Below are 25,452 nucleotides of genomic sequence, written 5' to 3'. Positions count from 1 at the left end.
ACTCGTCCTTTCCGTCAGGCGCTGCGCAACGCATCGTCCGCCCGAAGGGGGGAGCGAACGGACGATGCGTGCGCTGGGGCGGCGCCATCACACGCCCAAGCCCGTCGGATGTCCATCATGTCGCCGAAAACGGCTGCAGCGGTCGGCCAGCGTCCGGCGCCCTTGCCTTGCAGGGTGCAGACGTCGCCATTGGACAAGGTCAGCAGAAAACGGTTCTCCTCATTGCGCGCGCCAGCGAGCGGGTGGTCTTGGGGGACGGCGCGGACCTGAACTTCCGCATCCACAACCCCGCCTGCGCCCAGCTTGCACTGACCGATCTGTTTGTAGATTTTCCCGTTCGCCAGCGCGTCCTGCGCCTGCTCGGCGGACACCTCGCTCAGCGATTGCTTGGCGATCTTTTCGGGCGGCAAGTTCACGCCGAACGCTTCGCGGATCAGAATGGACAACTTGTCCGCGGCGTCATGCCCGTCCACATCCGCGCTGGGATCGGCTTCGGCGAAGCCCATGCGCTGGGCGGCGGCGACCGCCTCCTGGAACGCGACGCCCTGACCGAGCTGGTCGAGGATGAAATTGCCGGTGCCGTTCATGACGCCTTCCACCGCGACCACGCCTTGCCCCTTGAGGTCGGACAAGCGCTCGAGCACAACGACGCCGCCGCCGACGGAGGCCGAGAACATCAGCTGCGATCCGCCTTTCCGGGCGGCGTCATGCAGGGCGTCATAATGCTTGGCGACGGCGGCCTTGTTGGCGGTGACCACATGCTGGCCGTTGCGCAGGGGCGGTAGCATCAATTCAGCGGGGCCGTCGGCGCCGCCGGTCATCTCCACCACAAGGTCAGGGTCTCCCGCGAGCGCCGCATGAGGGTCAGAGGTGAAGACCGCGCGACGGTCATCGGCGCGGGAGCCGGCATTGCGCACCAGCACCGGGTTCAGCTCGAAAAGCTCAGGATGGCTCAGCACATGGTCGAGCACGCCCGACCCTACAGCGCCGCAGCCCAGAAGCGCCACTTTCATCGGCCCGCGATGGCGCGGACGACCGATGACTGAGGGGCCCGAAGCGATGCGGGTGGCTTCGCGCGCGCCCATGGCGGCGACTTCCACCACAAGGTTCGCAGCCTTGGCCGCTTCGATGGCCTTGGGCTGGATCAGACCGCGACTGGCGTCCATCGCCTGATCGTAATCGAGCGCGTCATAGCGCTGGGCGTGAGGGTCTTTGGCCGGATCGTCGGTGTAGACGCCGTCCACATCCTTGATCAGCCGCACCCGGTTTGCGCCGGCCTTCACAGCGAAAAACACTGCCGTCAGATCCGTGCCGCCCCGGCCCAGCGTGGCGGCGCCATGGTCTGCATGACAGGCGGTGAAACCGGGGAGAACAACCGCATCGGCCTCTTCCAGCGCGGCGGCCATGGCGTCCTTGTCGAGCTCGCTGAGGTTGGAATCCATGGGGTCGCCCTCCGCCATCAGCCCGATCTCGTGAGGGTCCAGCACTTTGGCGCGCAAGCCCAGCCGCGAGAGCGCCAGCCCCATCAGGGCCGCAGACCGGAACTCGCCCAGTCGCGCCAGTCGCGCGGTGATGTGGGGGAAGGCGTCGCCGCCATTGGCGTCGGCCTGGGCCAGCAGCGTGTCGGTCTCCCCTTTGAGCGCAGAGACGATCACGATGGTTTTCTCCCCCGCCCGGACATGACGGTAGATCTCTGCGCCGGCGGCGGCGTAGTCAGCTTCCGAAGTCAGCACGGAGCCGCCAAATTTGAGGACGCACAGGCCTTTCGAGGCGGAGGAGGCGTTAAGCTGGGGATCCATCGGATCAGTCCTTTTTCGTTCGTTAGGGCATGGCGGCTGGGTTGAGGCATGAAAAAACCCGCTCGCCGGTTTCGGGGAGCGGGTTGGTGTGGGGTTGAATGTTTCGCGTGTCTCGCGCTCAGCCCGTACCGTCCCGCCCTCGAGTAAGGGTGGTGGTAATGGTGGTAATGGTGGTGGTGAGCGCGGTGGAGGTGACGCACGAAGCCATGATCGCGGCGGTCGCCACGGTCATTCCGGTTTCGTGCTGGACCTGCGAAGAGCGGGTCATGATCATCTCCTGGACGTGCTGCAAGTGCGCAGCGTCGACTTTACCGTGACCGGGTTTTCCACACTCCGTCAACCGGGCCTCTGTGGCTGAAAAACCACAAACCCTGTCCAGCATTGGAAAAATCACCTGCTAATGCTCTGATATAGCTTAGGAAATATTTTTTCTGAGTTGTTCGGACATTTTAGTGTTGCGCGATGCAGCATTTCCGCCTTACGGTTTTTGCACAGCCCGGCGAGACCTCGACAGTCATATCGCCGGTCATTGTTCGCGTGTCGTTTCACCCTTGCGCAAGAGGGGCGGCATCAGGTTGAAACCGGGAGACAGCGCCATGCGCGACGCCAAGACCCAGACCCTGACCCAGGACGCCCAGCGTATCGCTGCGCTGACCGGCTCGGTCGTACTTGTCGTTGTCGTACTCCTTATTACCACCCACGGTGGAGCGGCGGCGCCTGTCTGACGGAATTTCAAACCTCAGACCCAAGCAAACCCCCGCTCCACACCGGAGCGGGGGTTTTTCTTTGCCTCAACCTCAAACGCCACACTCGAGCCAGCCTCAAACGCCACGGAAAGATCCAGGACCATGACCCGCATCTACACTGACGACGACGCCAACGCAGACGCTTTGAAGCCCGGCTTCATCGCCATTATCGGCTATGGCAGCCAGGGCCGCGCCCATGCCCGAAACTTGCGCGATTCCGGCCAGCAGGTGATCGTCGGGGCACGCCCGGGCGGCAAGGCCGAGGCCAAGGCCAAGGATGACGGGTTTGAGGTTTTCACGCCCGCTGAAGCCGCCAAGAAAGCCAGTTTCGTGGCGCTCCTCACCCCGGATATGAGCCACAAGGACGTGTATGAGTGCGATATCGCCGCGCAGCTTTCGCCCGGCGATACGCTGATGGTGGCGCACGGCTTCTCGATCCATTACGGCCAGATCCGTCCGCGCACCGATATCGACGTGGTGCTGGTCGCGCCGAAAGGTCCGGGCGATCTGGTGCGCCGGGAGTTCGAGATCGGGCGCGGCGTGCCCTCCCTGTTCGCCATCCACCAGGATGCGTCGGGCAAGGCGCGCGACAAGGCGCTGGCCTATTGCAAGAGCAATGGCGGCACGGCCGGCGGCGCGATCGAGACCACTTTGGCCGAGGAGACCGAAACCGATCTGTTCGGCGAGCAGGCGGTGTTGTGCGGCGGCGCGTCCGAGCTGGTCGCCGCGGGGTATCAGACCCTGGTGGATGCCGGTTATCAGCCTGAAATCGCTTACTTTGAATGCCTGCACGAGCTCAAGCTGATCGTGGACCTGATGTATGAGGGCGGCATTTCGCGCATGCATGACTTCATCTCGGAAACCGCCAAATACGGCGATCTGGTCTCCGGTCCCCGCGTCATAAATGACGAGACCAAAGCGCGGATGCGCGAGGTGCTGACCGACATCCAGACCGGCAAGTTCGCCCGCGACTGGATCCTGGAGAACCAGGCCGGCAAGCCGCAATACGACGCCTTGCTGCGGGCCGATCTGGAACAGGACATCGAGAAAACCGGCGCCCGTTTGCGCGCTCGCATGGCCTGGCTGCAACCCGGCGCCAACGCCGGCCAAGCCTAGCGCGGATCGCAGGAGCACGCTCATGACCGCCCAGCCTCAAACCGCACCCGCCTCCAATCTGCACCGCACCGGCGCCCATCTGGTCGTCGAGGCGTTGCGCGCGGAAGGCGTCACCAAGGTGTTCGGCTATCCCGGCGGCGCGATCATGCCCGTTTATGACGCCCTGCCGGGCTCGGGGCTGGAGCATATTCTGGTGCGTCATGAGCAGGCGGCGGCGCTGGCGGCGGACGCTTACGCCCGGGTGTCGGGCGAGGTGGGCGTGTGTCTGGCCACGTCCGGCCCCGGCGCGACCAATCTGGTGACCGGCATCGCCAATGCGTTTCTGGATTCAGTGCCCCTGGTCGCGATCACCGGCCAGGTGGCGACGCCGTTGATGGGGACTGACGCGTTTCAGGAGATCGACGTCTTTGGCGTCACCCTGCCCATTGTCAAACACTCTTTCCTGGTGCGGGATGCGGCCGACATCCCCAAAATCTTCGCCGAGGCTTTCGAGCTGGCGAAGCGCGGGCGGCCCGGACCGGTTCTGATTGACTTGCCAAAAGACGTCACACAGGCGTCCGCGGCGTTCCCCTCGGTGGATCAGACGGTTCGGGCCCCTGCTAGAGGCGTCCCTTCAGATTCGGCAAGCATGGCGCAGGCCGAAGCGCTCATCGCCCAGGCTGAGCGGCCGGTGCTCTATATTGGCGGCGGCGTGACCCTGGCCAAGGCGGAAGACGCCTTGCGGCGGTTTTTCGCGCGCACGCAAATCCCGGCGGTGGCGACTCTGAAGGGTCTGGGCGCTCTGCCCACGGAAACGCCGGGCTTTCTGGGCATGCTGGGCATGCACGGCACCAAAGCGGCGAATTTGGCGGTGAATGAAAGCGATCTGCTGATCTGCGTCGGCGCCCGCTTCGACGACCGTGCGACCGGCAAGCTCGACACCTTCGCGCCCCAGGCCCGGATCGTGCACTTTGACGCCGACCCGTCAGAAATCTCCAAACTGCGCGATGCGGATGTGGGGCTGACCGGCGATCTGGCTGAAACGCTGGATCGGATGGAGCCTGGCGTTCTGAGCATTGCCCCCTGGCGGCGCCGCTGTTCAGAAGCCGCCGAGCGCTGGGCCATGCGCTATGACGCGCCCGGTTCTGGCATCTATGCGCCGAAGCTCTTGAAAGACATCTCCGAACAGGCGGGCGACAAGGCCATCATCACCTGTGATGTGGGTCAGCACCAGATGTGGGTGGCCCAGCATTGCCGGTTCTCGCGTCCGCAAGCGCATCTGACGAGCGCAGGACTGGGAACCATGGGGTACGGCTTGCCCGCCGGTATCGGCGCTTTGATGGCGGAACCGGACGCCACGGTGATCACCGTGTCGGGCGATGGCTCGATCATGATGAACATCCATGAGCTGGCGACCCTGCGTCGCTACCGCCTGCCGCTGAAGATCGTGCTGCTGGACAACTCCCAGCTGGGCATGGTGCGGCAGTGGCAGGAGCTGTTTTACGACGAGAACTTCTCCGAGGTGGATCTGTTCGACAATCCCGATTTCGCCGCCGTGGCGCGCGCCTTCGGGGTCGAAGCCTTCACCCTGGACCGCCGCGAGGACGCGCCCGCCGCGATCGAGCGGCTGCTGAACACGAACGGGCCGATCCTGTGCCATGTGCGCATCGACCCGCGTGAAAATGTCTGGCCGCTGGTGCCGCCAGGCAAATCCAATGCTGACATGATGGAGGCCTGATCCATGACAGACCGGATCGAGATCGAATTTCGCCCCAGTGAAGGCGCGATCCTGCGTCTGATCGGGCTCGTCGAACGTCGCGGCTTTGAAGTCCGTGGCGTCGATCTGCCTCAGATGCCGACCGCTGGCGAGGCGCGCATGGATTTGACTGTCCAGCCGCGCGACGCCGGTCGGCGCATGGGCACGTTGTGCGCGCAAATCTCCAAGATCTACGGCGTCAGCGCGGTGCGAGCGGCGTCCCTGGCGCCCGCGTTCGAGGCCGTGTCATGACCCGCCAGATCACGATTTTCGACACCACGTTGAGAGACGGCGAACAGGCGCCGGGCTTCTCCATGTCCGAGGCGGGCAAGCTGAGCGTCGCCCGGGCCTTGCAGGCCTTGAAGGTGGACGTGATCGAAGCGGGGTTCGCCGCGGCCAGCCCGGGCGATTTCAAGTCGGTGGAACGGATTGGCCAGGAGATTGAAGGCCCGGCGATCTGTTCCTTGGCGCGCACGACGCCGGGCGATATCGACGCTGCGGCGCGGGCGCTAAAAGCTGCTCCGAACAAACGCCTGCATGTGTTTCTGGGCACCAGCCCGCTGCATCGCGAGTTCAAGCTGAACATGACCCCGGACGAGGTGCTGACCCGCATCAAGGACATGGTCGAGCTGGCGCGGACGCATTTTGACGATGTGGAGTTTTCCGCCGAGGACGCCATCCGCACCGAGCGGGGCTTCCTGGTCGAAGCGCTCTCCATCGCTGCGGAAGCCGGCGCGAAGACGCTGAACGTGCCTGATACGGTCGGCTATTCCACGCCGGACGAGATCTATCAGCTGTTCAAGCATCTGACCGAGAAGGTCTCCAAGGCGAACGAGGTGATCTTCTCCGCCCATTGCCATGATGATCTGGGCATGGCGGTCGCCAATTCGCTGGCGGCCGTGCGCGGCGGCGCGCGGCAGATCGAGTGCACGGTGAACGGCATCGGCGAGCGCGCGGGCAATTGCGCGTTGGAAGACGCCGTCATGGCGGTTCGCACCCGCCGCGATGTCTTCAACCTGACCACGAATATCGACACGCGCCAGATCATGGCCGCAAGCCGCGCGCTGAGCAAAGCCACCAACACCCATCCGCCGCGAAACAAGGCCATCGTCGGCGCGAACGCCTTCGCCCATGAATCCGGCATTCATCAGCATGGCGTTCTGAAAAACCGTGAAACCTACGAGATCATGAAACCTGAAGATGTGGGGCTCAGCTCCAACCAGATCGTGCTCGGAAAGCACTCTGGCAAACACGCTCTGGCCGCCCGGGCGAAAGAGCTCGGCTGGAGCCTGGAGGGTGACCATCTGCAAGCTGCGTTCGACGCCTTCAAGGCGCTGGCGGACGAGATTGGGCTGGTGGATTCCGGCCAGCTGTCTGCGCTGCTGGAGCGGCTGGAGAGCGGGACGCAAGGAGATGCTGAATTGTGGACTTTGAAACGGATCGATATCCGCTCGCCCCTGTCGCCGAAGGATCATCCGGTCGCCCGCATTGAAATGGACCATGGCCGCCGCGGTCAGGTGACCGACATCGCCAGCGCGCCTGGCGCTCTGGACGCGGCCTATCGCGCCGTCAGCCAGATCATGGAAATCCCGGCGCGGGTCGAGGACATCGAGATGCAGTACGTGGCCGCCGACGCCCATGACGCTGGCGAAGACGGGCAGGGCGCCGATGTGCTGGTTGATCTCAAGGCCAATGTGGAGGGCGAGGTGTTTTCAGGCCGCGCCCGCGCCCGCGACATCATTCCCGCCTGCGTCTCCGCCTATATCGACGCGCTCAACAACGCCTGCGCCGTGCGTCGCCGACGCAACGCCAAAGCTCATGCTGCCTGAAGGACTTAAATACCATGTCGATCCAACAAGTTGATCATATCTGGCGCAATGGCGCGCTTATTCCGTGGGCGGACGCGCAGGTTCATGTTCTGTCGCACGCCCTGCATTACGGCACCTCGTTTTTCGAAGGCATCCGCAGCTATGATACGCCGTCCGGCCCTGTGGTGTTTCGCCTGACCGATCATGTGAAACGCCTGGTGGATTCCGCCCGGATCTATTCCGTTGATCTGCCCTACAGCCCCGCCGAGTTGGCCGACGCCTGCAAAGAGGTGCTGCGCGCCAACAAGCTGGGCTCGGCCTATCTGCGGCCGGTCAGCTTTATCGGCTATGGCTCAATCGGCGTCGTGCCAGCTGCGGATACGCCGATCGACACCTATATCGCGGCCTTCCCCTGGGGCGCGTATCTGGGTGAAGAGGCCCGCACCAAGGGCGTGGACGTGTGCGTGTCGAGCTGGAACCGCATGGCGCCGAACACCGCGCCGACGGCGGCCAAGGCCGGCGGCAATTATCTGTCGAGCTATCTGATCAGCCGCGAAGCCAAATCGCGCGGTTACGCCGAAGGCATCGGGCTCGATGTGGACGGTCGCCTGTCGGAAGGCGCGGGCGAGAACCTGTTCCTGGTCAAGGACGGCAAGTTGATGACGCCGCCCGCCAGCTCCTCGATCCTGCAAGGCATCACCCGCGACAGCGTCATCCGGCTGGCGAAACGCGAAGGGCTCGAAGTGGTCGAGCAGGCGCTGCCGCGCGAGATGCTCTATCTGTGCGACGAGGCGTTTTTCACCGGCACCGCCGCTGAAGTCACCCCGATCCGCTCGATCGATGACAAGACCACCCGCGCCGCCGGCGCCGGGCCGATCACGCGCCTGATCATGGATCGCTTTTTCGGATTGTTTGAAGGCCGCACCCAGGATGACTGGGGCTGGCTGGAGCCTGTACACGCTCACGTTGAGGAGACTGGTCATGAAAACGCCGTCGCCGTCTGACGCTTCCCCCAAAACCCTGTTCGAGAAGGTCTGGGAGACCCACCAGATCCAGGCTGAGACCGATGCGGCGCCCGCGCTGGTGTATATCGACCTGCACCTCATCCATGAAGTGACAAGCCCGCAGGCCTTCACCGCGCTCGAACAGCGCGGGCTGAAAGTCCGCCGACCGGACCGGGTGTTCGGCACGCTGGATCATTCCACGCCCACAACGCCGCGCACGCCCGGCTCCAAGCCGATCTATATCAATGCGGCGGCGAAAAAGCAGGTGGAGACGCTCGAGGATAACTGCCGCCGCCATGGCATTCGCCTGGCGGGGTGGGACAGCCCCGATCGCGGCATCGTGCATGTGATCGGCCCTGAGCTGGGTCTGACCCAGCCGGGCATGACCATTGTCTGCGGCGACAGCCACACCTCCACCCATGGCGCGTTCGGCGCTTTGGCCTTCGGCATCGGCACCACGGAAGTGGGCCATGTGCTGGCGACGCAGGCGCTGTTGCAGTCCAAGCCCAAGACCATGCGCGTCACCGTGGATGGACGCTTGCCCCATGGGGTGGGCGGCAAGGATCTGATCCTCGCCATCATCGCCGAGCTGGGCGCCGGCGGCGCGTCCGGTCATGTGATCGAATATGCCGGCGAAGCGATTGAAGCGCTGTCGATGGAAGAGCGGATGACAGTCTGCAACATGTCCATCGAGGCGGGCGCCCGCGCAGGCATGATCGCGCCGGACGCCACCACATTCGCCTGGCTGGAAGGCCGGAAATACGCGCCCAAGGGCGCAGCCTGGGAGGCGGCGAAGCAGCGCTGGGCGCGGCTGAAATCTGATCCGGACGCACGCTTTGACGCCGAAGTGCATCTGGACGGATCGAAACTGGCGCCCATGGTGACCTGGGGCGACAGCCCGGACATGGCCGCGCCCATCGACGCGTCCGTACCCCGCGCGCCTGAAGGCCCCGCCGCCGAAGCGCTCGCCTATATGGGGTTCAAGGCGGGCGAAGCGCTGATGGGCGAGACCATCGACGCGGTCTTTATTGGCTCGTGCACGAATGCGCGTTTGTCAGATCTGCGCGAGGCGGCGGCGGTGATCGCTGGTCGTCATGTGAAACCGGGCGTGCGCATGCTGGTCGTGCCGGGGTCCGAAGCCGTGAAACGCCAGGCGGAAGCGGAAGGGCTCGACGCCATCTTCCGCACCGCAGGCGCGGAATGGCGCGAGCCGGGCTGCTCGATGTGCATCGCCATGAATGGCGATAGCGGGCTCGCGGGCGAGCGCATCGTCTCCACCTCCAATCGCAATTTCGCCGGCCGTCAGGGCCGCGGCGTGCGCACCGTTCTGGCGAGCCCGGCCACGGCGGCGGCGTCCGCCATCGCCGGCGCCATCGCTGATCCGCGCCGTATTCTGGAGGCGTCTCATGCTCAATGAACCCATCACAAAGGTCACCTCCCGCAGTTTCGTGATCAAGGACGCCAATATCGACACCGACCAGATCATTCCGGCGCGGTTCCTGACCACCACCGAGCGCGGCGCGCTGGGCGAGGCGTGTTTTCATGACTGGCGCTTCACCCCCGACGGCGCCCCGACCGCGCATCCGCTCAATCAGGTGAACCGCTATGAGCAGCGCATCCTGATCGCGGGCGATAATTTCGGCTGCGGCTCGTCGCGCGAACACGCGCCCTGGGCGCTCAGGGATTTTGGCGTCGAAGCCGTCATCACCTCGCGCGCGGCGGACATCTTCAAGTCCAATGCGCTCAAGAACGGCCTTGTGGTGTGCGAGATCGACGAGGCGGCCCATGCCGCTTTGCTCGACCGCGAGGACCTTGAAGTGACCGTCGACGTGGTCAACCAGACCGTGACGGCGGGCAATATCACCGCCAGCTTCAAGCTTGATCCGTTCGCGCGCACCTGTCTGATCGAGGGCGTGGATCCCTTGGGCTTCATCCTCAACCAGTCTGACGCCATCACCCGGTTTGAGAGCGAGACCGCGGCATGAGCCAGTCCATCCTGATCCTGCCTGGCGACGGCATCGGGCCTGAGGTCGCGCGCGCGGCGAAGGCGTGTCTTCAGGCGGTCGCCCAGCTGGAAGGGCTGGAATTCACCTTCTCCGAAGCCGCGTTTGGCGGGGCGGGGATCGATGCCAGCGGCGAGCCCTTGCCCGAAGACACGCTGAAAGCGGCTGAGGCGGCGGATGCGATCTTCCTGGGCGCCGTGGGCGGACCGCAATGGGACCACGCGCCGAAACGGCCTGAGCAGGGCCTTCTAGGTTTGCGCAAGGCGCTGGGCCTGTTCGCCAATCTGCGTCCGGTCAAGGTCTTCAAGGGGCTGGAGCATCTCTCGCCCCTGAAGGAGGACCGGGTTGCGGGCGCGGACGTGCTGATCGTGCGCGAGCTGACGGGCGGGCTGTATTTTGGTGAGAAGCGCGAGGGCGAGGACGAAGCCTTTGACGGCTGCACTTATTCGCGCGCGGAAGTCAGCCGCATCGCCGAGATCGGTTTCAAGGCCGCGCAAGGCCGCAAAGGCAAGCTCACCAGCGTGGACAAGGCCAATGTGCTCGCCACGTCGCGGCTGTGGCGCAAGACGGTGAATGATCTTTCCAGTCAGTACCCTGATGTGACGGTCGACCATCTGTATGTGGACGCCGCCGCCATGGCGCTGGTGACCCATCCCGCACGCTTTGACGTCATCGTCACCGAAAACCTGTTTGGCGATATTCTGTCTGATGAAGCCGCTGTGGTGGCGGGCTCGATCGGGCTTCTGGGGTCAGCGTCTCTGGGCGCCTCGGGGCCGGGCCTGTTTGAACCCATCCATGGCAGCGCACCGGACATCGCCGGGCAGGACAAGGCGAACCCGTCCGGCGCCATCGCCAGCGCGGCGATGCTCCTTCGTTATGGCCTGAATCAGCCCAAAGCCGCCGACCGTCTGGAGGCGGCGCTGGAAGCGGCCTTGCTGCACGAGGAGCGCACGGCGGATCTGGGCGGGACGGCCAAAGGCTCAGCCTTTGCGCACTCCGTCCTCGCTCATATCCAGAAGGAACAGGTGATGGAGCCGGCGCAATAAGCCGGCTCTAGTCCGCCTCGCGGCGTGCGACCTTTTTCTTGATGAAGTCCCAATACTTGATCGGGAAGACCCGTTCCATGATCGCGAGCGTGTGCGCGTCGCGGCCCACCAGCACGCGCGGGCGGCGGCGCTCGACGCCGCGCAGGATGATCTCGGCGGCTTCAGGCGGCGGCATGACCAGGCCCTCCTTGGCCATCTTCTTCACCGCTTTGAGTTCGGCCTCGGTCATGTCGGCGGGCTTTTTCGCATCCTCGGCGATGCGGGTGTTCACCCCGCCAGGATGGATGGTCGTCACCCCGATGGAGGTGCCTTCAAGCTCGTGCATCAAGGCGTTTGAAAATCCGCGCACGGCGAACTTGGCCGAGGAATAGGCGGTCTGACCCGCGGGCGCGACAATGCCGAAAATCGACGAGACATTGACCAGCTGGGCGGTGTCCGCCTGCTGCATCAGGGGCAGGAAGGCGCGGGTCATGCGCACCACGCCATAGAAATTGATGTCGATCAGCCATTCAAAATCATCGTCGGTGACCCGGTCGAACGTCCCGCCCAGCGCCACGCCGGCATTGTTGAACAGGGCGTGCACCGCGCCATGCTCGGCCTCGACGGTTTTGGCGAAGGCGCCAATCTGGTCCTTGTCGGCCACATCCACCTTATGGGTGGTCACCTTGATCTCATTGCTTTTCAGGGCGTCCGCCACCTCAGCAAGGCGATCCTCCTGAATATCGGCCAGCGCCAGATTGGCGCCGCGTGCGGCCAGAGCTGCGGCGAGGGCCGCGCCAATGCCGCTGCCGGCGCCGGTGATGACCGCCGTGCGGCCTTTGAAATCGAGCTGTTGGGTCATGCGCTCCCCTCTGGATTTTCTTGCCGGATGAGATGTGAACGCTGTTCACTCCGGAGTTTGCCGCAGAGTTTCAGAGTTTCTCGCTTCTGTCCATTGCGTCGGCGCGGGGTGCGGCGCTGAGTCTGACTTGTCACCGAAATCAAATGCGATCACAGTTGCAATACACACAATAATTATAGGGAGGAGTTCGCATGGTTACGCTGGAAAAAGTGCGTCGTGATGCGCCCTGGGCCTGGATCAAGGGCGCGATCGACGACATGGCCGCCGCCCCCTTCCTGTCCATTGGTTATGGCGTCGTGTTCACTGTGATCGGCCTCGCCATCACGGTCGGGCTCTGGTCCTTGGGTCAGGGCGCGGTCGTCCCGGTGATGATGGGCGGTTTTGCGCTGGTGGCGCCCGCCTCGGCCATTGGCATTTACCGGATCAGCCAGATGCGCGATCAGGGCAAGACGCCGGGGCTGTGGGATTTCTGGTCGATCCCCAAGGGGCGCTTCACCCAACTCGCTCTGCTCAGCGTTCTGATGCTGGTCTTCTTCCTGACCTGGGCGCGGCTGGCGCAGATGATGTTCGCGCTGTTCACTCATGAGGCCGATTTCCGCCTCGACAGCTTCCTGCCCTTCCTGTTCACCGATGTGCAGGGCGTGATGCTGATGGTGATCGGAACCCTGGTCGGCGCCGCTCTGGCGCTGGTGGCGTTCATGGTCTCCGCGCTCTCCTTCCCCATGATGGTGGATCAGGATGTGGACGCTGTGACCGCGGTCGTCGCCTCGATCAAGGCGGTGAAGGACCAGCCTGACGTGATGCTGGTCTGGGCGTGGCTCATCGCCTTTGCGACCGGGGCGGGGCTCGCCCTGTTCGGCATCGGCATCGCCATCACCTTCCCGCTGATCGCCCACGCCAGCTGGCGCGCCTACAAGGACTTCAATCCGCGACCCTCGCCAAGCGCCAAGGAAGTGGAAGCGCGACTGGCGGAGAAGAATAACGCCTGACCGCACACGGGTAACGCTGATACAGAAGCCCCGGTTCACTCGCCGGGGCTTTTTTGTGCGCTGTATGGGCGCCTAACGCTCGTCGTCGTCATCCACGATGGGGCCGTCATCATCAATGAGGATGCGTTCGGCGGCGCCGTCGAGGTCATCGTACTGACCCGACTTCATCGCCCAGAAGAAGCCAAGCAGGCCCATGGCGCCGAGCACCAGGGCGGCGGGGATCAGCCAGAGTAAAGCGGTCATGCGCGCCAGAGCCTCAATGCGTTGGCCATCACCACGAGCGAGCTGGCGGACATGGCGATGGCGGCCACAAGCGGCGTGACCAGACCAAAGACCGCCAGCGGCACGGCGATGACGTTGTAGATGTTGGCGAGGGCGAAGTTTTCCATCATCCGCGCCCGCGCTGATTTGGCGATGTCGATGGCGCGCGGCAGCGCCGCCAGGCGGTCGCCCTGGATGACCAGATCCGCCGCCGAGCGGGAGATATCCGCCGCCGAACCCATGGAGACCGACACATGCGCCGCAGCGAGCGCGGGGGCGTCATTGATGCCGTCACCCACCATGATCGGGTTTTCGCCCGCCTCCTTCAGCGCGTTGATCCGGTCGATCTTGCCCTGGGGTTTCAGCCCCGCCTGATACCGGTCAAGGCCCAGCGCCCTGGCGGCGGCGGCCACGGGCGCGTCGCGGTCGCCGGACAACAGCTCGATCGGCAGACCCTGCGCTTTCAGACCCTCAACTGCTTCGGGGGCATCCGCGCGCAAGCTGTCAGAAAAGACAAAGCGAACCGGCGCTTCGCCCTCCACAAGAAGCCAAGCTTCCAGAACGGACGGATCTGAGTCCTGGCCCTGTTGTTCAAGGCCAAGCCAGGCGGCGGAGCCAAACTGGATCACCGCGCCATCGGCCGTGCCCGTCAGTCCGCCGCCCGCGATTTCCTGAAGGTCATCCGCCAGCGGTCCGGGCCCGGCGGCGTCCGCCAGCGCGCGCGAGATCGGATGGCGCGAGCCGCGCGCCAGACGGGCGGCGAGAGTGAGCGCGCGAGGCGAAATATCCTCTGAATTGATCAAGGCGGGGCGACCCAGCGTCAGCGTGCCGGTCTTGTCAAAGACCACCGATTTCGCTTCGGCCAGCCGTTCCAGCGCATCGCCGGATTTGAGCAGGACGCCTTCGCCATAAAGACGGCCTGACGCCACCACCTGCACCGCCGGGGTCACCAGCGCCAGCGCGCACGGGCAGGTGATGATCAGCACCGCGATGGAATTCATCACCGCGTCATGGACATCACCGGTGATCGCCAGCCAGCCGACCAGCGTGATCAGCGCCATGGCGAACACGCCCGGCACATAGGCGCGGGCGGCCTTGTCGGCATAGCGCACATAGCGCGAGCGACCCTGTTCGCCCGCTTCGACCAGGCGTGAGATTTCCGCCAGCAGGGAATCGTCGCGTGCGGCGCGGGCCTTCACTGTCAGCGGCGCGTTGAGATTGATCATGCCTGAATAGACCAGCGCGCCAGGCTCCAGCATCTGAGGCTGGGTCTCTCCGGTGACGAGGGCCGCGTCCACATCGCCGCGGCCTTCAATCACTTCGCCATCCACCGGCAGGCGGTCGCCGGGCGCAATGCGCAGCAGATCGCCGGGACGCACGTCGCGGGCGGGAATGGCCTTGATGGCGCCGCCCGGCTCGATCCGGTGCGCGATGCGGGCCTGCAGCGCCGCCAGATCGCGCGCAGCCTGTCCGGCGCGAGCGCGCAGGCGCACATCCAGAAACCGGCCGATCAGAAGGAAGAACAGCAGCATGACCGCGGCGTCGAAATACGCGGCGCCATGCCCAAGCGCCGTCTCGTAGATGGATAATCCGCAGGCCAGCAGCACCGCCAGCGAGATCGGCAGATCCATGTTCACGCTGCGGGCGCGCAGTCCTGTGAGGGCGTTCTTGAAGAACGGCCAGCCTGCATAGGCGACGGCGGGCAGGGCGATCAGGCCTGAGATCCAGTGCATCAGGGTGATGGTGGGAAGGCTCATCTCGCCTTCGCCCGCCCAGACCGAGATCGACAGCAGCATCACATTGGCGGAGGCGAAGCCCGCCACGCCCAAAGCGCGCAGCAGGCGCTTTTCCTCGTCTGATCTGGGGTCGTCCGCCGTTTCAGGCTGATAGGGCTTGGCGCCATAGCCGAGATATTCGAGCCGGTGGACGATCTCCTCGGCTGTGCTGTCCGGGCCTGTGAAACTCACCGCCAATCGTCCGGTCGAGAGGTTCAGCCGGGCGCGCTTGACGCCGTCCATCTTTTGCAGCCCGTCCTCGATCTTGACGATGCAGGCCGCGCAATGGGCGCCCTCGACGGCGAGGTCGATGGCTTTGCTGTCCTCGGTCTGGCGCACGAAGGCGGTGATCTCGTCGCCTGATGCGGAAGACGCGTCGCCGAACGGCGGACTTGGGGCGTTGATAGCCGGCTCTAGCGACGCCACAGCTCGCGCTCCAGCACGAACGGGGCGTCCGCATCGACGGCTTCGGCGTGCAGCGTCCAGCTTCCCAGCGGCAAATCCTCGACCGGCGCGGAATACACGCCCGGCCGGGCTTCGGTGAACACCAAAACATGATCGAGATCAGTGCTGGCGGGATGGCGCAGAACACCGTCCAGCGTCAGCCCCATGACGGGCGCGTCCTCAGCGTCGGTCACACGGACCAGCACCCGGTCCTCGGCCAGATTGACCGCCGCCGTCCAGCCGAGCTCCGCCTGGGCGCGGCGCTGGGCGATGATGTCGTTGTATTCCAAGCCTTGCACATAGGAGCGGCGCTGGTCTTCTCCGGGGAAGGAGCGCATGGCGAGGGTGATGAACACCGTGTTCACGGCGATGATGACGGAGAAGAACATGATCATCCCCGCCAGCACGTGCCAGCCCTTGATGCGGAAACCCGGAGCGGCGTCGGTCGCGGAAAGGTCGGTCATCGGGTTTCTCCGGTCTGGAAGGCGGAGCGGGTCTGCGCCTGCTCGCCGGTCTCGTTATCTGTGACGATAAAGGTCAATGCTTCAGACGGCGCATCCACCGCGTCGCGCGGCAAGGTCACATAGAGCCTGAAATCCTGCGTCTGGTCCGCGCCGACTTCAAGCTGACGCGATGTCTCATCCGCGCCCAGCACCCGCACGCTCATGGCGGGATCGCCTTCTATGGTCAGCTCGTAAACGCGCGGCTGGCTCGACTTGTTCAGAACCGTCAGCGTATAGCCGTTGCGCACCGATCCGTCAGACAGACGCACATAATTGGGGTTGCGATCGCGCGAGGCGTTCAGCTCCAGAACCGAGCGGTTCATCAGGCCGAACAGCATGATGCCGCTCACCGCCGCCAGCAGAACAGCGTACAGCACGGTGCGGGGACGGATGAAGCGATAGCGCGGCTTCTCCTCCCGCGCGCGACGGTCCACATTGTCCTGGCTGTCATAGGAGATCAGGCCTTTCGGGCGTCCGATCTTGCCCATGATGTCGTCGCAGGCGTCGATGCACAGCGCGCAATTGATGCATTCCAGCTGGTCGCCGTCGCGAATGTCGATGCCCATGGGGCAGGCGGCGACGCAGGCCTTGCAGTCGATGCAATCGCCGCGGCCTTCCCAGCTCTCGCCTTTCTTGTGACGGCCGCGCGGCTCGCCGCGATCCACCCGATAGGTCACGCTCAGCGCTTCCTTGTCGATCAGGGCGCCCTGAATGCGCGGCCAGGGGCACATATAGGTGCAGACCTGCTCGCGCATGGAGCCGGCGAGGATATAGGTGGTGAAGGTCAGCACCGCGAAGAAGATATAGCTCGTCAGAGCCGCCTGGCCGGTGACGAAATTGTTCACGACCGCAAAGGCGTCGTGGAAATACAGGATCCACGCGCCGCCGGTGGCCGCTGCGATCAGGATCCACACCGCGTGCTTGCCGATCTTGCGCCAGGCCTTGTTCAGGCTCCAGTCGGCGCGGTTGAGCATGATGCGTTTGTTGCGGTCGCCTTCAAACAGGCGCTCGACGGCGATGAACAGATCGGTCCAGACGGTCTGCGGGCAGGCATAGCCGCACCAGACCCGTCCAAACAGCGCGGTCACCAGGAACAGGGCCAGCGCCGACAGGATCAGCAAACCCGTGATGTAATAGACTTCCTGGGGCCAGATCTCGATGAAGAAGAAGTAGAAGCGGGCGTTGGCGAAATCCACCAGAACGGCCTGATCGGGGGCGTCCGGGCCGCGGTCCCAGCGCAGGAAGGGCGTGATGTAGTACACAGCCAGCGCCAGGGCCATGAAGACCCATTTGCTGAAGCGGAACTTGCCGTGCACCAGCTTGGGGTGGATGGGCTCGCGTTTCTTGTAGAGCTCGCGCGAATGGGCGGCGTTGACCGCGACCGCATCATGGGTTTCCACCCCTTCTGCGGCCTGTTCCCGGTCTGCGGGACGGTTTTTAATTAGATTCATAGCCTTTTCCGGCTTTCAGCCGTTGTTCGGACTATTGCGCCACCTGGCTCGCCCCAGTGTAGCCAGATGGCGCAATATCGTCAGACTTATGGCGCGTTGGACCGTCCTAGCGGCCCGCCGCGTCCAGCGTACCCATGGCGTCGGCCGCACTGGCCTCGGTGTAAGCCCCATCGCTTTCACCACCGCCCAGAAGATAGACATAGGCGGCCAGCGCCGTGATCACTTCTTCATCCAGACGCCCTTCCCAGGCCGGCATCATGCCATAGGGACCGCGCCAGATCGTGTTGGAGATCTGCTCACGCGTCCCGCCATAAAGCCACTCCTGGTCGGTCAGGTTGGGCGCACCCTGCATGCGGTCGCCCATGCCGTTCGGGCCGTGACAGGCCGAGCACTGGAATTCGTAGATTTCAGCGCCTGTGGTCTGGCCCGCCTCGGTGGGTTCGATCATGTCAGACAGGGTCATGACGTAATCGGTGACCGCCGAGATTTCCTCGCGGCTGAGAAGCTCATCGCGGCCATAGGCCGGCATTTGCGAGAAACGGGTGTCGGGATTGTTCTCCCAGCGAATGCCCACATGCAGGGTGTGACGGATATCGTCAAACGAGCCGCCCCACAGCCACACATCGTCATTGAGGTTGGGATAGCCGATAAAGCCCTGACCGCCCGCGCCGTGACAGGTGGCGCAGTTGTCGCCGAATGCGGACGAACCCGCGGCCAGCGCAAAGTTCAACAGGTCCGGATCCGCTTCAATGGCGCTGATGCCGCCCGTGTCCGCCGCCTCGGTGAGGCGGGTGAACATGGGGGCCCGGCTTTCTTCAAGCTCGGCGATCGCGACGGCCACATTGGCGCGTTCGGAGTGATCGCGCACGCCGCGCAGATGGCCGTCCATGCCGGGCAGAGCTGGCCAGGACGGCATGAAGACCCAATAGATCACTGACCAGACGATGGAGGCGTAAAACACCCACACCCACCAACGCGGCAGCGGGTTGTTGAGCTCCTTGATGCCATCCCATTCATGGCCCGTCGTGTCCACGCCGCTATAGGCGTCGACGTCTTTCTTGTGCTCGTCAGACATGAGTGTCCTCCGTGTCCGAGGCGGCGTCCGGATGATCATCGTCTTCCAGCGGCACGCGCGCGGCGTCGTCAAATTTATCCTGGTTTTTCGGCCAGAGGGCGTAGACCAGGACCGTGGCGAAAATCACCACGAACCCGATCAGCCCCCAAGTCTGTGCGAAGCTTGACAGCGTTTCGTACATGACGACCTACCTCAGGTTCTCGTCAGCGTCGGCCTGATAGGTGGAGAAGTCCACCATCGTGCCGAGCACCTGCAGATACGCGATCAGGGCGTCCAGCTCGGAGATCATCTCCGGATTGCCGTCGAAATCGCGGATCGGCGCGCCCGGATACCGGGCCACGAAGGCGTCATAACTGGCCGAATAGGGATCGAGCTGGGCCTCCAGATCAGACTCAGCATTTTCGATCATCTCGTCGGTGTAAGGCACGCCCAGCCGGCGCAGCGCCCGCAAACGACCTTCCACCACTTCGGTTTCCAGCTCGGTGGTCTCCAGGAACGCATAGGGCGGCATGATGGATTCAGGCACCACCGAACGCGGATCGCGCATATGGTCGCGGTGCCATTCATCAGAATACTTGTTCCCCAGCCGGGCCAGGTCCGGCCCGGTGCGTTTGGAGCCCCATTGGAAGGGGTGGTCGTACATGCTCTCGGCCGCCAGCGAGTAATGGCCGTAGCGCTCCACCTCGTCACGCAGCGGGCGGACCATCTGGGAGTGGCAGTTGTAACAGCCCTCCCGGATGTAGATGTCACGGCCCATCAGCGCCAGCGGTGAATGGGGACGCACGCCTTCCACTTCCTCGATGGTCTCATCAAGATAGAAGAGCGGAGCGATCTCCACGAGGCCGCCAATGGAGACGACAGCCAGCACGCCCACGGTCAGCACCAGCGAGTTCTGCTCGAGAACCTTCTTGTGCCAGCCCCAGATCGGATTTTCTTTTTTCGCCATATCCGCCTCCCTATTCGGCCGGTTGGATAGCGGCGGACTGCGGGTTCACCGCGTCCTCGGTATCTTCGACGTCGCCCTTGATGGTCTTGTAGACGTTCCACACCATCAACAGAGCGCCCGCCAGGTACATCAGCCCGCCCACGGCGCGAATGATGTAGGACGGATGCATGGCTTCAACGGTCTCGACGAACGAGTATTCCAGGAAGCCCAGCGAGTCATAAGAGCGCCACATCAGGCCTTGCATGATGCCCGACACCCACATCGAGGTGATGTACAGAAGGATGCCCAGGGTCGCGATCCAGAAGTGCCACTCAATGAGGGCGCGCGAGAACATGCCCTTGCGCTTCCACAGCCAGGGAACCAGGCAGTAGATCGCGCCGAAGGAGATGAAGCCCACCCAGCCCAGAGCGCCGGAATGCACGTGGCCGATTGTCCAGTCGGTATAGTGCGACAGCGAGTTCACGGCGCGCACCGACATGACCGGGCCTTCAAAGGTCGACATGCCGTAGAAGGCGACCGAGACCACCAGCATGCGGATCACCGGGTCGGTGCGCAGCTTGTCCCACGCCCCTGACAGGGTCATCAGGCCGTTGATCATCCCGCCCCAGGACGGCATCCACAACATGATCGAGAAGGTCATGCCCAGCGTCTGCGCCCATTCCGGCAGAGCCGTATAGTGCAAGTGGTGCGGGCCCGCCCAGATATAGATGAAGATCAGGGACCAGAAGTGGATGATCGACAGGCGGTAGGAATAGACCGGTCGCTCAGCCCGCTTGGGGATGAAATAGTACATGATCCCCAGGAAGCCGGCGGTCAGGAAGAAGCCCACGGCGTTGTGGCCGTACCACCACTGGGTCAGCGCGTCCTGAACGCCCGAGAAGGCGGAATAGGAGCGCGAGCCCAGCAAAGACGCCGGCATGGCCAGATTGTTGACCACGTGCAGCATCGCCACGGTGACGATGAAGGCGAGATAGAACCAGTTCGCCACATAGATGTGGGGCTCTTTGCGCTTGGCCAGCGTGCCCAGGAACACCAGCAGGTAGACGACCCAGACCAGGGTCAGCCAGATATCGGCGTACCATTCAGGCTCGGCGTATTCTTTCGACTGGGTGATGCCCAGCAGATAGCCCGTGGCCGCGACCACGATGAACAGCTGATAGCCCCAGAACACGAACCAGGGCCACACGCCGCCAGCGAGGCGGGCGCGCGTGGTGCGCTGGACCACATAAAAGCTCGTGGCGATCAGCACATTGCCCCCAAAGGCGAAGATCACCGCGCTGGTGTGGACCGGACGCAGACGCCCGAAATTCAGCTGAGGAAGCGCATCCCAGGAGAGGAAAGCGGGCCAGGCCAGTTGCGAGGCGATGATGACGCCGACCAGAAGGCCCGCAATCGCCCAGAACATGGAGGCGATGACGCCGTATTTGACGATGTTTTCGTTGTACTGGGTGGGGTCGCGCTCGACCCCGCCGTTTGAGTACACGCCCACCATGCCGAACAGGCCCAGCACGAAGCCGGCCCCGATCACCCAGGCGTGAAGTCTCATATTGGCGTCTGCGCCATTGGCTGCTGCAAACAGCGACCAAAGGGCGCCAAGCAGCAGTATGCCGCCGATTATCATAGCGTTGGCGTCTAAGCCGGTTTTGGGTCGGTCCGCGTGCGCGGTCATTTCGCCCCTCCCTGATGAAGGCAATGTCCGTGACTGTCTTGGCTGGGAAAGGAGCAAGATGAAACTATGGCAATATGCCTCAGCACCCTTTCCATACGGGCGGCCATACAGTCCGATGCGCCGAGATCACCTGTGTTCCCACAGAATTTCAAGGGTTTTGCGGCGCATTGAGAGACAAGGCCTGAAGGAGGCGACACGTTGACACACCCCGGAATGGATGTGGGGCCGCTTCTGGGCGGCCGCGTGGAGATCGATTTTCTCGCCGGATTGATCGCCGGCCTGTCCACCAGCGCCCATTGCCTGGCCATGTGCGGCGGCATCGCCGCAATGCTGGCGCTGGGCGGGGCCGACGGGTCGCCGATGCGGCGCGCCTCGCGTTTGTTTCAGGCTCAGCTGGCGCGGATCGCGCTCTATGTGGGGCTGGGCGTGATCGCAGGCTTTATCGGGTGGGGGTTACAGGACCAACGTCCGCCCGCCGCGTTTCATGACGTTGCGCGCTATCTTTCCGCACTCGTGCTGATGGCGGCCGGGTTCTCGATCATGGAGATCCCGATTTTCGGCGGACAGGCTGGACGGTTGGGGGCGCGTCTGTCGGCGCCGATCACCAAGCGCTTGCATCACTTGCACCGTTTCGGTCCGGTCGGTCTGGGTCTTGTCTGGGGGCTGATGCCCTGTGCGCTGATTTATCTGATGACGTTCTACGCCGGGCTGACCGGATCACCTGTGCAGGGCGGGTTGGTGATGGCCGGGTTCGGTCTCGGGACGCTGCCCGCCCTGATGGCGGTGGGGCTGGGCGTGGGCGCCTTGCAGGCTCTGGCGCGCCAGCTCTGGCTGCGGCTTCTGGCCGGCGGCGCCCTGATCGCGCTCGCGGTGTGGACGGTGCTTGATCACGGCATGTGAGAAAGCGCTAGACAAGATATAAACATATCCTTATATCCATATTTGCGCCGATTTGAGCTTCAGCTTGCGGGCGCGGAATAAGTGCGGCTAAAGCGAAGCGTCGAGTTTGTCTGGTCCTGACCTCCCTCAGTCCGTTTCGGACGCACTCGACGCACCGCTCTCTTGTTCCGCCCGGTTGCCCAGACCGGCGCGTGTGAAAACCAAGGAGAGCATCATGACCTATCCGGCCTTGCTGGATCACCCCGCACAGTCCTCACCGTCCCATCCGCCGGTTCGCCGCATGCGCGCGATCATGCTGGGCTGCGGCGTTGTGGGCGGCGGCGTGATCGAGCGCCTGCCGGACGGCATTGAGCTCCTGGGCATTCTCACTCGTACGCCGCGCCCTGAAGGCGTTTCGGGCTTTCCTGTCTTCACAGATGCGGACGCTGTTTTTGCGCTCAAGCCGGAGCTGGTGATTGAAGCGCTGCCCGGCGGGGCTGAGGCTGAAGCCCTGGTCGAGCGCGCGGTGCGTGAAGGCTGCCATGTGGTGACCGCCAACAAGGATGTGGCCGCCCGCCGTCCTGATCTGGTCGCCAGAACTTATGCGGCGCGGCGCACCTTTGCCTGTTCGTCGGCCGTCGGAGGCGGCGCGCCGGTTCTGGAAACCGTGGCGCGTTTGCGTGATAGCGGCGTCAAGGTGGGACGGGTGAGGGGCGTGCTGAACGGCACCTCCAATTTCGTCCTCGACCGTCTGGCTTCAGGCCGCAGTCTCTCGGCGTCGGTCCAAGAGGCGCAAGACGCCGGCTTCGCCGAGGCGGACCCCAGCGCAGACCTCGATGGTCTGGATGCGGCGAACAAGCTCGCCTTGATCGCACGAGAGGCCTGGGGCGTCGTTCTTGATCCCGCCGCCATCCCCACAGCCTCGATCCGGGACCTGCCCGCCCATGTGCTGGAGGCGGCGCGTCTGGATGGCCGTCGCATCCGCCAGATCGGGTGTCTGTCGCGCACGGTGTCAGGCGTGAGCGCACAGGTGCGCCTGGAGGCTCTGCCGCTCAATGATCCGCTGTCGCGGGCGCGGGCGGAAGGCAATGTGGTCGTGCTGCTGCCTGAGCGTGGCGCAGAAGTGATCGTGGCGGGCAAAGGCGCGGGACGCTTGCCGACGGCGGGCAGCCTGATCGGCGATCTCAACCGTCTTGTGAAAGCTCAACGCTCATGACGGCGCTGGCGTCAGACACTGGCCGATGTCGCCCCTCTCATTGGCGTGTGCAGGAGTATAGCTGCGGCTTTGAACGCCCGAATGGCGGCGGCTGGTCAGATGTGCGCGGCCGCGTCGTCGGACCTGACGACGGCGCCGCGACCCTGGTGCTGGGCGGCATTTCGGCGGATCGCAGACTGGTCGCGGATGAAGACGGGCCGGGCTGGTGGCCGGGAGTCGCCGGTGCGGACGGCGCGCTTGACCCGAGCCGTCGCCGCCTGGTGTCGATGGATTTTCTGGACGACGCCGCAGAACCGTTTCCGACCGTCGAGGACCAGGCGGCGGCGGTGTTGATGCTGGCGGATGCGGCTGGAATTGAGCGTTTCACATTGGTGGGCGCCAGTTATGGCGGCACTGTGGGGCTGACGCTGGCGACCCTGGCGCCGGATCGGGTCACACGGCTCGATCTTTTGTGCGCGAGTGCGGGCGTGCATCCGATGACTCAAGGGTTGCGGTCGATCCAGCGCGAAATCCTGAAACTGGCGATTGACGCGGGTCAGGGCGCGCGCGGGGTCGATCTCGCCCGCCGCCTGGCTATGACCACGTATCGCACCGCTGACGAATTTGCTGAACGCTTCGGTCCGGACGGCGAGCCGGGCGGGATTGAAGCCTATCTGGCGGCGCGTGGGGCAGAGTATGCGGGCGCCGTCACGCCCGAGCGTTTCCTGTCACGCTTGGCGTCGATGGAGGCCGCCGCCCCGGACCTGTCGAAAATCCGCTGTCCGGTGCGCCTTCTGGCCTTCGCCTCTGACACGCTGACGCCGCTGGCTCAAATTCAGGCCACGCGCGACGCCCTGACCGGATGTGAGGCGCGGCTGGTCGTCCGCGACAGCCTTTACGGGCATGACGGATTTCTCAAGGAGACAGCGTTGGTGAACGCGTTTCTGGAGGGGCGAGATGACTGAGTTTCGCACGCGCGCGGTTCGCGCCGGGATCAATTGCGATCCCGGTCATGGCGCGGTTGTCGCGCCCATTCAGGTTTCGAGCGCCTATCGGCGGGCCGATCCGGCCCAGCCTGGCGCGTTTGACTATGCCCGTACTGGCCAACCCGGTCGGGCGGAACTGGCCGCCGCCCTTGCAGCGCTGGAAGGGGCCTCCGGCGCGGTGGTGGCCAGTTCGGGAATGGCGGCGATTGATCTGGTGCTCAATCTGCTGCCCAACGGCGCGCGCATCGTCTGCGCCCATGATTGCTATGGCGGCACGCGGCGCCTGATGGATGCGCGCAGCCAGCAGCGCGGCTTTGACCTCGTCTATGTGGACTGCACGGATGACGCCGCGCTGGAAGAGGCGTTGTGGGACGGGGCGGATCTGGTCTTTTTCGAGACTCCCTCCAATCCGCGCCTGCGTCTGACCGATCTTCAGACGGCTTGCGTGCGGGCGAAGGCGGCGGGGGCGCTGGCGGTGGTGGACAACACCGTGCTGTCGCCCGCCCTCCAGCGCCCGATCGCGCTGGGCGCGGATCTGGTGGTCAGCTCGCTCACCAAGATGATCAACGGGCATTCCGACATGGTGGGCGGCGTGGTTTGCGCCCGGGATCCTGACCATGTGGAGCGTCTCAGCTGGTGGGCGAACGCGGCGGGCGCCGTGGGCGGGGCGTTTGACGCCTTCCTCGCCATGCGTGGGCTGCGCACCCTGCCGGTGCGGGCGAAAGCCCAGTCAGACTCCGCGCTTGAGATCGCCCGGCGCCTCAAGGTCAGCCCAAAGGTGGTGCGGGTGGACTATCCCGGCCTTGAGGATCATCCCGGTCACGCCATCGCCAAATCCCAGCAAGACGGGTTCGGCCCGCTGATGAGCCTGGAGCTGACAGGCGGTGAAGCGGCGGCGCGCCAGTTCGTTCAATCGCTTGAGCTGTTCATCCTGGCCCAGTCGCTGGGCGGGGTGGAAAGCCTGTGCGCCATCCCCGCAACTATGACCCATGCCGCCATGACGCCAGACGCGCGGCAAGAGGCGGGCGTGACGGACGGTCTGGTGCGTTTGTCGGTCGGTCTCGAAGCGCCGGACGATCTCTGGGCGGATCTGGAACAGGCGCTCAGCGCGCTTTAGCGCCCCTGCGTCTTGACCCCTGAGCATACAGGGGGTACCGCCGCATGTTGACTGTACTTATCTG

At 64.4% G+C, this 25,452-nt stretch carries 25 protein-coding genes; 14 read left to right on the top strand and 11 right to left on the bottom strand.

Annotation, left to right across the window (positions count from 1 at the left end):
• Nucleotides 1-14 precede the first annotated feature (14 nt).
• Entirely contained in the window at nt 15-1,799 is a 1,785-nt protein-coding gene (locus G405_RS0105905) for a homoserine dehydrogenase (protein WP_022700587.1), read from the bottom strand.
• Between the two features lie 118 nt (nt 1,800-1,917).
• Nucleotides 1,918-2,067, bottom strand: coding sequence for a hypothetical protein (locus G405_RS16940; RefSeq protein WP_156861390.1), 150 nt, complete (start codon nt 2,065-2,067; stop codon nt 1,918-1,920).
• A gap of 307 nt (nt 2,068-2,374) precedes the next feature.
• Between G405_RS16940 and G405_RS16935 the strand changes: the two genes are divergently transcribed.
• From G405_RS16935 to leuB, 9 genes are all read left to right on the top strand, one after another.
• The gene (locus G405_RS16935; RefSeq protein ID WP_156861388.1) at nt 2,375-2,524 is read left to right on the top strand and encodes a hypothetical protein; all 150 of its coding nucleotides are present in this window, start codon (nt 2,375-2,377) and stop codon (nt 2,522-2,524) included.
• A 123-nt stretch (nt 2,525-2,647) separates the two neighbouring features.
• Entirely contained in the window at nt 2,648-3,661 is a 1,014-nt protein-coding gene (ilvC, locus tag G405_RS0105890; protein WP_022700584.1) for a ketol-acid reductoisomerase, read from the top strand.
• Nucleotides 3,662-3,683: 22 nt separating this feature from the next.
• The gene (gene ilvG / locus G405_RS0105885) at nt 3,684-5,378 is read left to right on the top strand and encodes an acetolactate synthase 2 catalytic subunit (RefSeq protein WP_022700583.1); all 1,695 of its coding nucleotides are present in this window, start codon (nt 3,684-3,686) and stop codon (nt 5,376-5,378) included.
• 3 nt (nt 5,379-5,381) lie between these two features.
• Nucleotides 5,382-5,648, top strand: coding sequence for an ACT domain-containing protein (locus G405_RS0105880; protein WP_022700582.1), 267 nt, complete (start codon nt 5,382-5,384; stop codon nt 5,646-5,648).
• A complete protein-coding gene (locus G405_RS0105875; RefSeq protein ID WP_022700581.1) occupies nt 5,645-7,225 on the top strand; it encodes a 2-isopropylmalate synthase in 1,581 nt (526 codons plus the stop codon). Before G405_RS0105880 ends, G405_RS0105875 begins: the two co-directional genes overlap by 4 nt.
• 14 nt (nt 7,226-7,239) lie before the next feature.
• Nucleotides 7,240-8,208 (top strand): branched-chain amino acid transaminase, encoded by a 969-nt coding sequence (locus tag G405_RS0105870; RefSeq protein ID WP_022700580.1) that lies wholly within the window; start codon nt 7,240-7,242, stop codon nt 8,206-8,208.
• A complete protein-coding gene (leuC, locus tag G405_RS0105865; protein WP_022700579.1) occupies nt 8,186-9,625 on the top strand; it encodes a 3-isopropylmalate dehydratase large subunit in 1,440 nt (479 codons plus the stop codon). The genes G405_RS0105870 and leuC overlap by 23 nt, the downstream gene beginning before the upstream one ends.
• Nucleotides 9,615-10,193, top strand: a complete 579-nt coding sequence (gene leuD, locus G405_RS0105860; RefSeq protein ID WP_022700578.1) for a 3-isopropylmalate dehydratase small subunit — start codon at nt 9,615-9,617, stop codon at nt 10,191-10,193. Before leuC ends, leuD begins: the two co-directional genes overlap by 11 nt.
• Nucleotides 10,190-11,257 carry a 3-isopropylmalate dehydrogenase gene (gene leuB, locus G405_RS0105855; RefSeq protein ID WP_022700577.1) on the top strand — a complete coding sequence of 356 codons (1,068 nt, stop codon included), beginning with the start codon at nt 10,190-10,192 and terminating at the stop codon, nt 11,255-11,257. The genes leuD and leuB overlap by 4 nt, the downstream gene beginning before the upstream one ends.
• Nucleotides 11,258-11,264: 7 nt before the next feature.
• On the opposite strand, the gene G405_RS0105850 is transcribed toward leuB, so the two are convergent.
• On the bottom strand, nt 11,265-12,098 hold the full coding sequence (locus tag G405_RS0105850) for an SDR family NAD(P)-dependent oxidoreductase (protein WP_022700576.1): 834 nt from the start codon (nt 12,096-12,098) through the stop codon (nt 11,265-11,267).
• A 191-nt stretch (nt 12,099-12,289) separates the two neighbouring features.
• Here G405_RS0105850 and G405_RS0105845 point away from each other — a divergent pair, with 191 nt between their 5' ends.
• Nucleotides 12,290-13,087 (top strand): DUF2189 domain-containing protein, encoded by a 798-nt coding sequence (locus G405_RS0105845; RefSeq protein ID WP_022700575.1) that lies wholly within the window; start codon nt 12,290-12,292, stop codon nt 13,085-13,087.
• A 72-nt stretch (nt 13,088-13,159) separates the two neighbouring features.
• On the opposite strand, the gene ccoS is transcribed toward G405_RS0105845, so the two are convergent.
• From ccoS to ccoN, 8 genes are all read right to left on the bottom strand, one after another.
• Entirely contained in the window at nt 13,160-13,330 is a 171-nt protein-coding gene (gene ccoS / locus G405_RS0105840) for a cbb3-type cytochrome oxidase assembly protein CcoS (protein WP_022700574.1), read from the bottom strand.
• Entirely contained in the window at nt 13,327-15,549 is a 2,223-nt protein-coding gene (locus G405_RS0105835; protein ID WP_022700573.1) for a heavy metal translocating P-type ATPase, read from the bottom strand. Before G405_RS0105835 ends, ccoS begins: the two co-directional genes overlap by 4 nt.
• Nucleotides 15,537-16,031, bottom strand: coding sequence for a FixH family protein (locus tag G405_RS15145; RefSeq protein WP_022700572.1), 495 nt, complete (start codon nt 16,029-16,031; stop codon nt 15,537-15,539). Before G405_RS15145 ends, G405_RS0105835 begins: the two co-directional genes overlap by 13 nt.
• Nucleotides 16,028-17,521, bottom strand: coding sequence for a cytochrome c oxidase accessory protein CcoG (gene ccoG, locus G405_RS0105825; RefSeq protein ID WP_022700571.1), 1,494 nt, complete (start codon nt 17,519-17,521; stop codon nt 16,028-16,030). Before ccoG ends, G405_RS15145 begins: the two co-directional genes overlap by 4 nt.
• Before the next feature lie 106 nt (nt 17,522-17,627).
• Nucleotides 17,628-18,596 carry a cytochrome-c oxidase, cbb3-type subunit III gene (ccoP, locus tag G405_RS0105820; protein WP_022700570.1) on the bottom strand — a complete coding sequence of 323 codons (969 nt, stop codon included), beginning with the start codon at nt 18,594-18,596 and terminating at the stop codon, nt 17,628-17,630.
• Nucleotides 18,589-18,777, bottom strand: coding sequence for a cbb3-type cytochrome c oxidase subunit 3 (locus G405_RS15140; RefSeq protein WP_022700569.1), 189 nt, complete (start codon nt 18,775-18,777; stop codon nt 18,589-18,591). The genes ccoP and G405_RS15140 overlap by 8 nt, the downstream gene beginning before the upstream one ends.
• A gap of 6 nt (nt 18,778-18,783) precedes the next feature.
• Nucleotides 18,784-19,542, bottom strand: a complete 759-nt coding sequence (gene ccoO, locus G405_RS0105810) for a cytochrome-c oxidase, cbb3-type subunit II (RefSeq protein WP_022700568.1) — start codon at nt 19,540-19,542, stop codon at nt 18,784-18,786.
• A 10-nt stretch (nt 19,543-19,552) separates the two neighbouring features.
• Nucleotides 19,553-21,034: a cytochrome-c oxidase, cbb3-type subunit I gene (gene ccoN / locus G405_RS0105805; protein WP_273019789.1), complete on the bottom strand. Its 1,482-nt coding sequence runs from the start codon at nt 21,032-21,034 to the stop codon at nt 19,553-19,555.
• 375 nt (nt 21,035-21,409) lie between these two features.
• Between ccoN and G405_RS0105800 the strand changes: the two genes are divergently transcribed.
• The 4 genes from G405_RS0105800 (at nt 21,410) to G405_RS0105785 (ending at nt 25,388) form a co-directional block, all read left to right on the top strand.
• Nucleotides 21,410-22,111 (top strand): sulfite exporter TauE/SafE family protein, encoded by a 702-nt coding sequence (locus G405_RS0105800; RefSeq protein ID WP_156861386.1) that lies wholly within the window; start codon nt 21,410-21,412, stop codon nt 22,109-22,111.
• A 214-nt stretch (nt 22,112-22,325) separates the two neighbouring features.
• Nucleotides 22,326-23,306 carry a homoserine dehydrogenase gene (locus tag G405_RS0105795; RefSeq protein ID WP_022700565.1) on the top strand — a complete coding sequence of 327 codons (981 nt, stop codon included), beginning with the start codon at nt 22,326-22,328 and terminating at the stop codon, nt 23,304-23,306.
• Between the two features lie 47 nt (nt 23,307-23,353).
• On the top strand, nt 23,354-24,250 hold the full coding sequence (locus tag G405_RS15135; RefSeq protein ID WP_169447497.1) for an alpha/beta fold hydrolase: 897 nt from the start codon (nt 23,354-23,356) through the stop codon (nt 24,248-24,250).
• Nucleotides 24,243-25,388 (top strand): trans-sulfuration enzyme family protein, encoded by a 1,146-nt coding sequence (locus G405_RS0105785; RefSeq protein ID WP_022700563.1) that lies wholly within the window; start codon nt 24,243-24,245, stop codon nt 25,386-25,388. The genes G405_RS15135 and G405_RS0105785 overlap by 8 nt, the downstream gene beginning before the upstream one ends.
• Nucleotides 25,389-25,452: the final 64 nt, after the last annotated feature.

This window comes from Oceanicaulis alexandrii DSM 11625, from assembly GCF_000420265.1.
Taxonomy (GTDB): domain Bacteria; phylum Pseudomonadota; class Alphaproteobacteria; order Caulobacterales; family Maricaulaceae; genus Oceanicaulis; species Oceanicaulis alexandrii.
Note: the sequence above shows the minus strand (reverse complement) of the source record. Positions and strands in the feature narration are given on the sequence as shown.

Excerpts from the sequence above, each read along its gene's own strand:
- G405_RS0105905 (WP_022700587.1), bottom strand. The coding sequence starts at position 1,799 with ATGGATCCCCAGCTTAACGCCTCCTCCGCCTCGAAAGGCCTGTGCGTC.
- G405_RS16940 (WP_156861390.1), bottom strand. The coding sequence starts at position 2,067 with ATGACCCGCTCTTCGCAGGTCCAGCACGAAACCGGAATGACCGTGGCG.
- ilvC (WP_022700584.1), top strand. The coding sequence starts at position 2,648 with ATGACCCGCATCTACACTGACGACGACGCCAACGCAGACGCTTTGAAG.
- ilvG (WP_022700583.1), top strand. The coding sequence starts at position 3,684 with ATGACCGCCCAGCCTCAAACCGCACCCGCCTCCAATCTGCACCGCACC.
- G405_RS0105880 (WP_022700582.1), top strand. The coding sequence starts at position 5,382 with ATGACAGACCGGATCGAGATCGAATTTCGCCCCAGTGAAGGCGCGATC.
- G405_RS0105875 (WP_022700581.1), top strand. The coding sequence starts at position 5,645 with ATGACCCGCCAGATCACGATTTTCGACACCACGTTGAGAGACGGCGAA.
- G405_RS0105870 (WP_022700580.1), top strand. The coding sequence starts at position 7,240 with ATGTCGATCCAACAAGTTGATCATATCTGGCGCAATGGCGCGCTTATT.
- leuC (WP_022700579.1), top strand. The coding sequence starts at position 8,186 with ATGAAAACGCCGTCGCCGTCTGACGCTTCCCCCAAAACCCTGTTCGAG.
- leuD (WP_022700578.1), top strand. The coding sequence starts at position 9,615 with ATGCTCAATGAACCCATCACAAAGGTCACCTCCCGCAGTTTCGTGATC.
- leuB (WP_022700577.1), top strand. The coding sequence starts at position 10,190 with ATGAGCCAGTCCATCCTGATCCTGCCTGGCGACGGCATCGGGCCTGAG.
- G405_RS0105850 (WP_022700576.1), bottom strand. The coding sequence starts at position 12,098 with ATGACCCAACAGCTCGATTTCAAAGGCCGCACGGCGGTCATCACCGGC.
- G405_RS0105845 (WP_022700575.1), top strand. The coding sequence starts at position 12,290 with ATGGTTACGCTGGAAAAAGTGCGTCGTGATGCGCCCTGGGCCTGGATC.
- ccoS (WP_022700574.1), bottom strand. The coding sequence starts at position 13,330 with ATGACCGCTTTACTCTGGCTGATCCCCGCCGCCCTGGTGCTCGGCGCC.
- G405_RS15145 (WP_022700572.1), bottom strand. The coding sequence starts at position 16,031 with ATGACCGACCTTTCCGCGACCGACGCCGCTCCGGGTTTCCGCATCAAG.
- ccoG (WP_022700571.1), bottom strand. The coding sequence starts at position 17,521 with ATGAATCTAATTAAAAACCGTCCCGCAGACCGGGAACAGGCCGCAGAA.
- ccoP (WP_022700570.1), bottom strand. The coding sequence starts at position 18,596 with ATGTCTGACGAGCACAAGAAAGACGTCGACGCCTATAGCGGCGTGGAC.
- G405_RS15140 (WP_022700569.1), bottom strand. The coding sequence starts at position 18,777 with ATGTACGAAACGCTGTCAAGCTTCGCACAGACTTGGGGGCTGATCGGG.
- ccoO (WP_022700568.1), bottom strand. The coding sequence starts at position 19,542 with ATGGCGAAAAAAGAAAATCCGATCTGGGGCTGGCACAAGAAGGTTCTC.
- ccoN (WP_273019789.1), bottom strand. The coding sequence starts at position 21,034 with ATGGTGGGCGTGTACTCAAACGGCGGGGTCGAGCGCGACCCCACCCAG.
- G405_RS0105795 (WP_022700565.1), top strand. The coding sequence starts at position 22,326 with ATGACCTATCCGGCCTTGCTGGATCACCCCGCACAGTCCTCACCGTCC.
- G405_RS0105785 (WP_022700563.1), top strand. The coding sequence starts at position 24,243 with ATGACTGAGTTTCGCACGCGCGCGGTTCGCGCCGGGATCAATTGCGAT.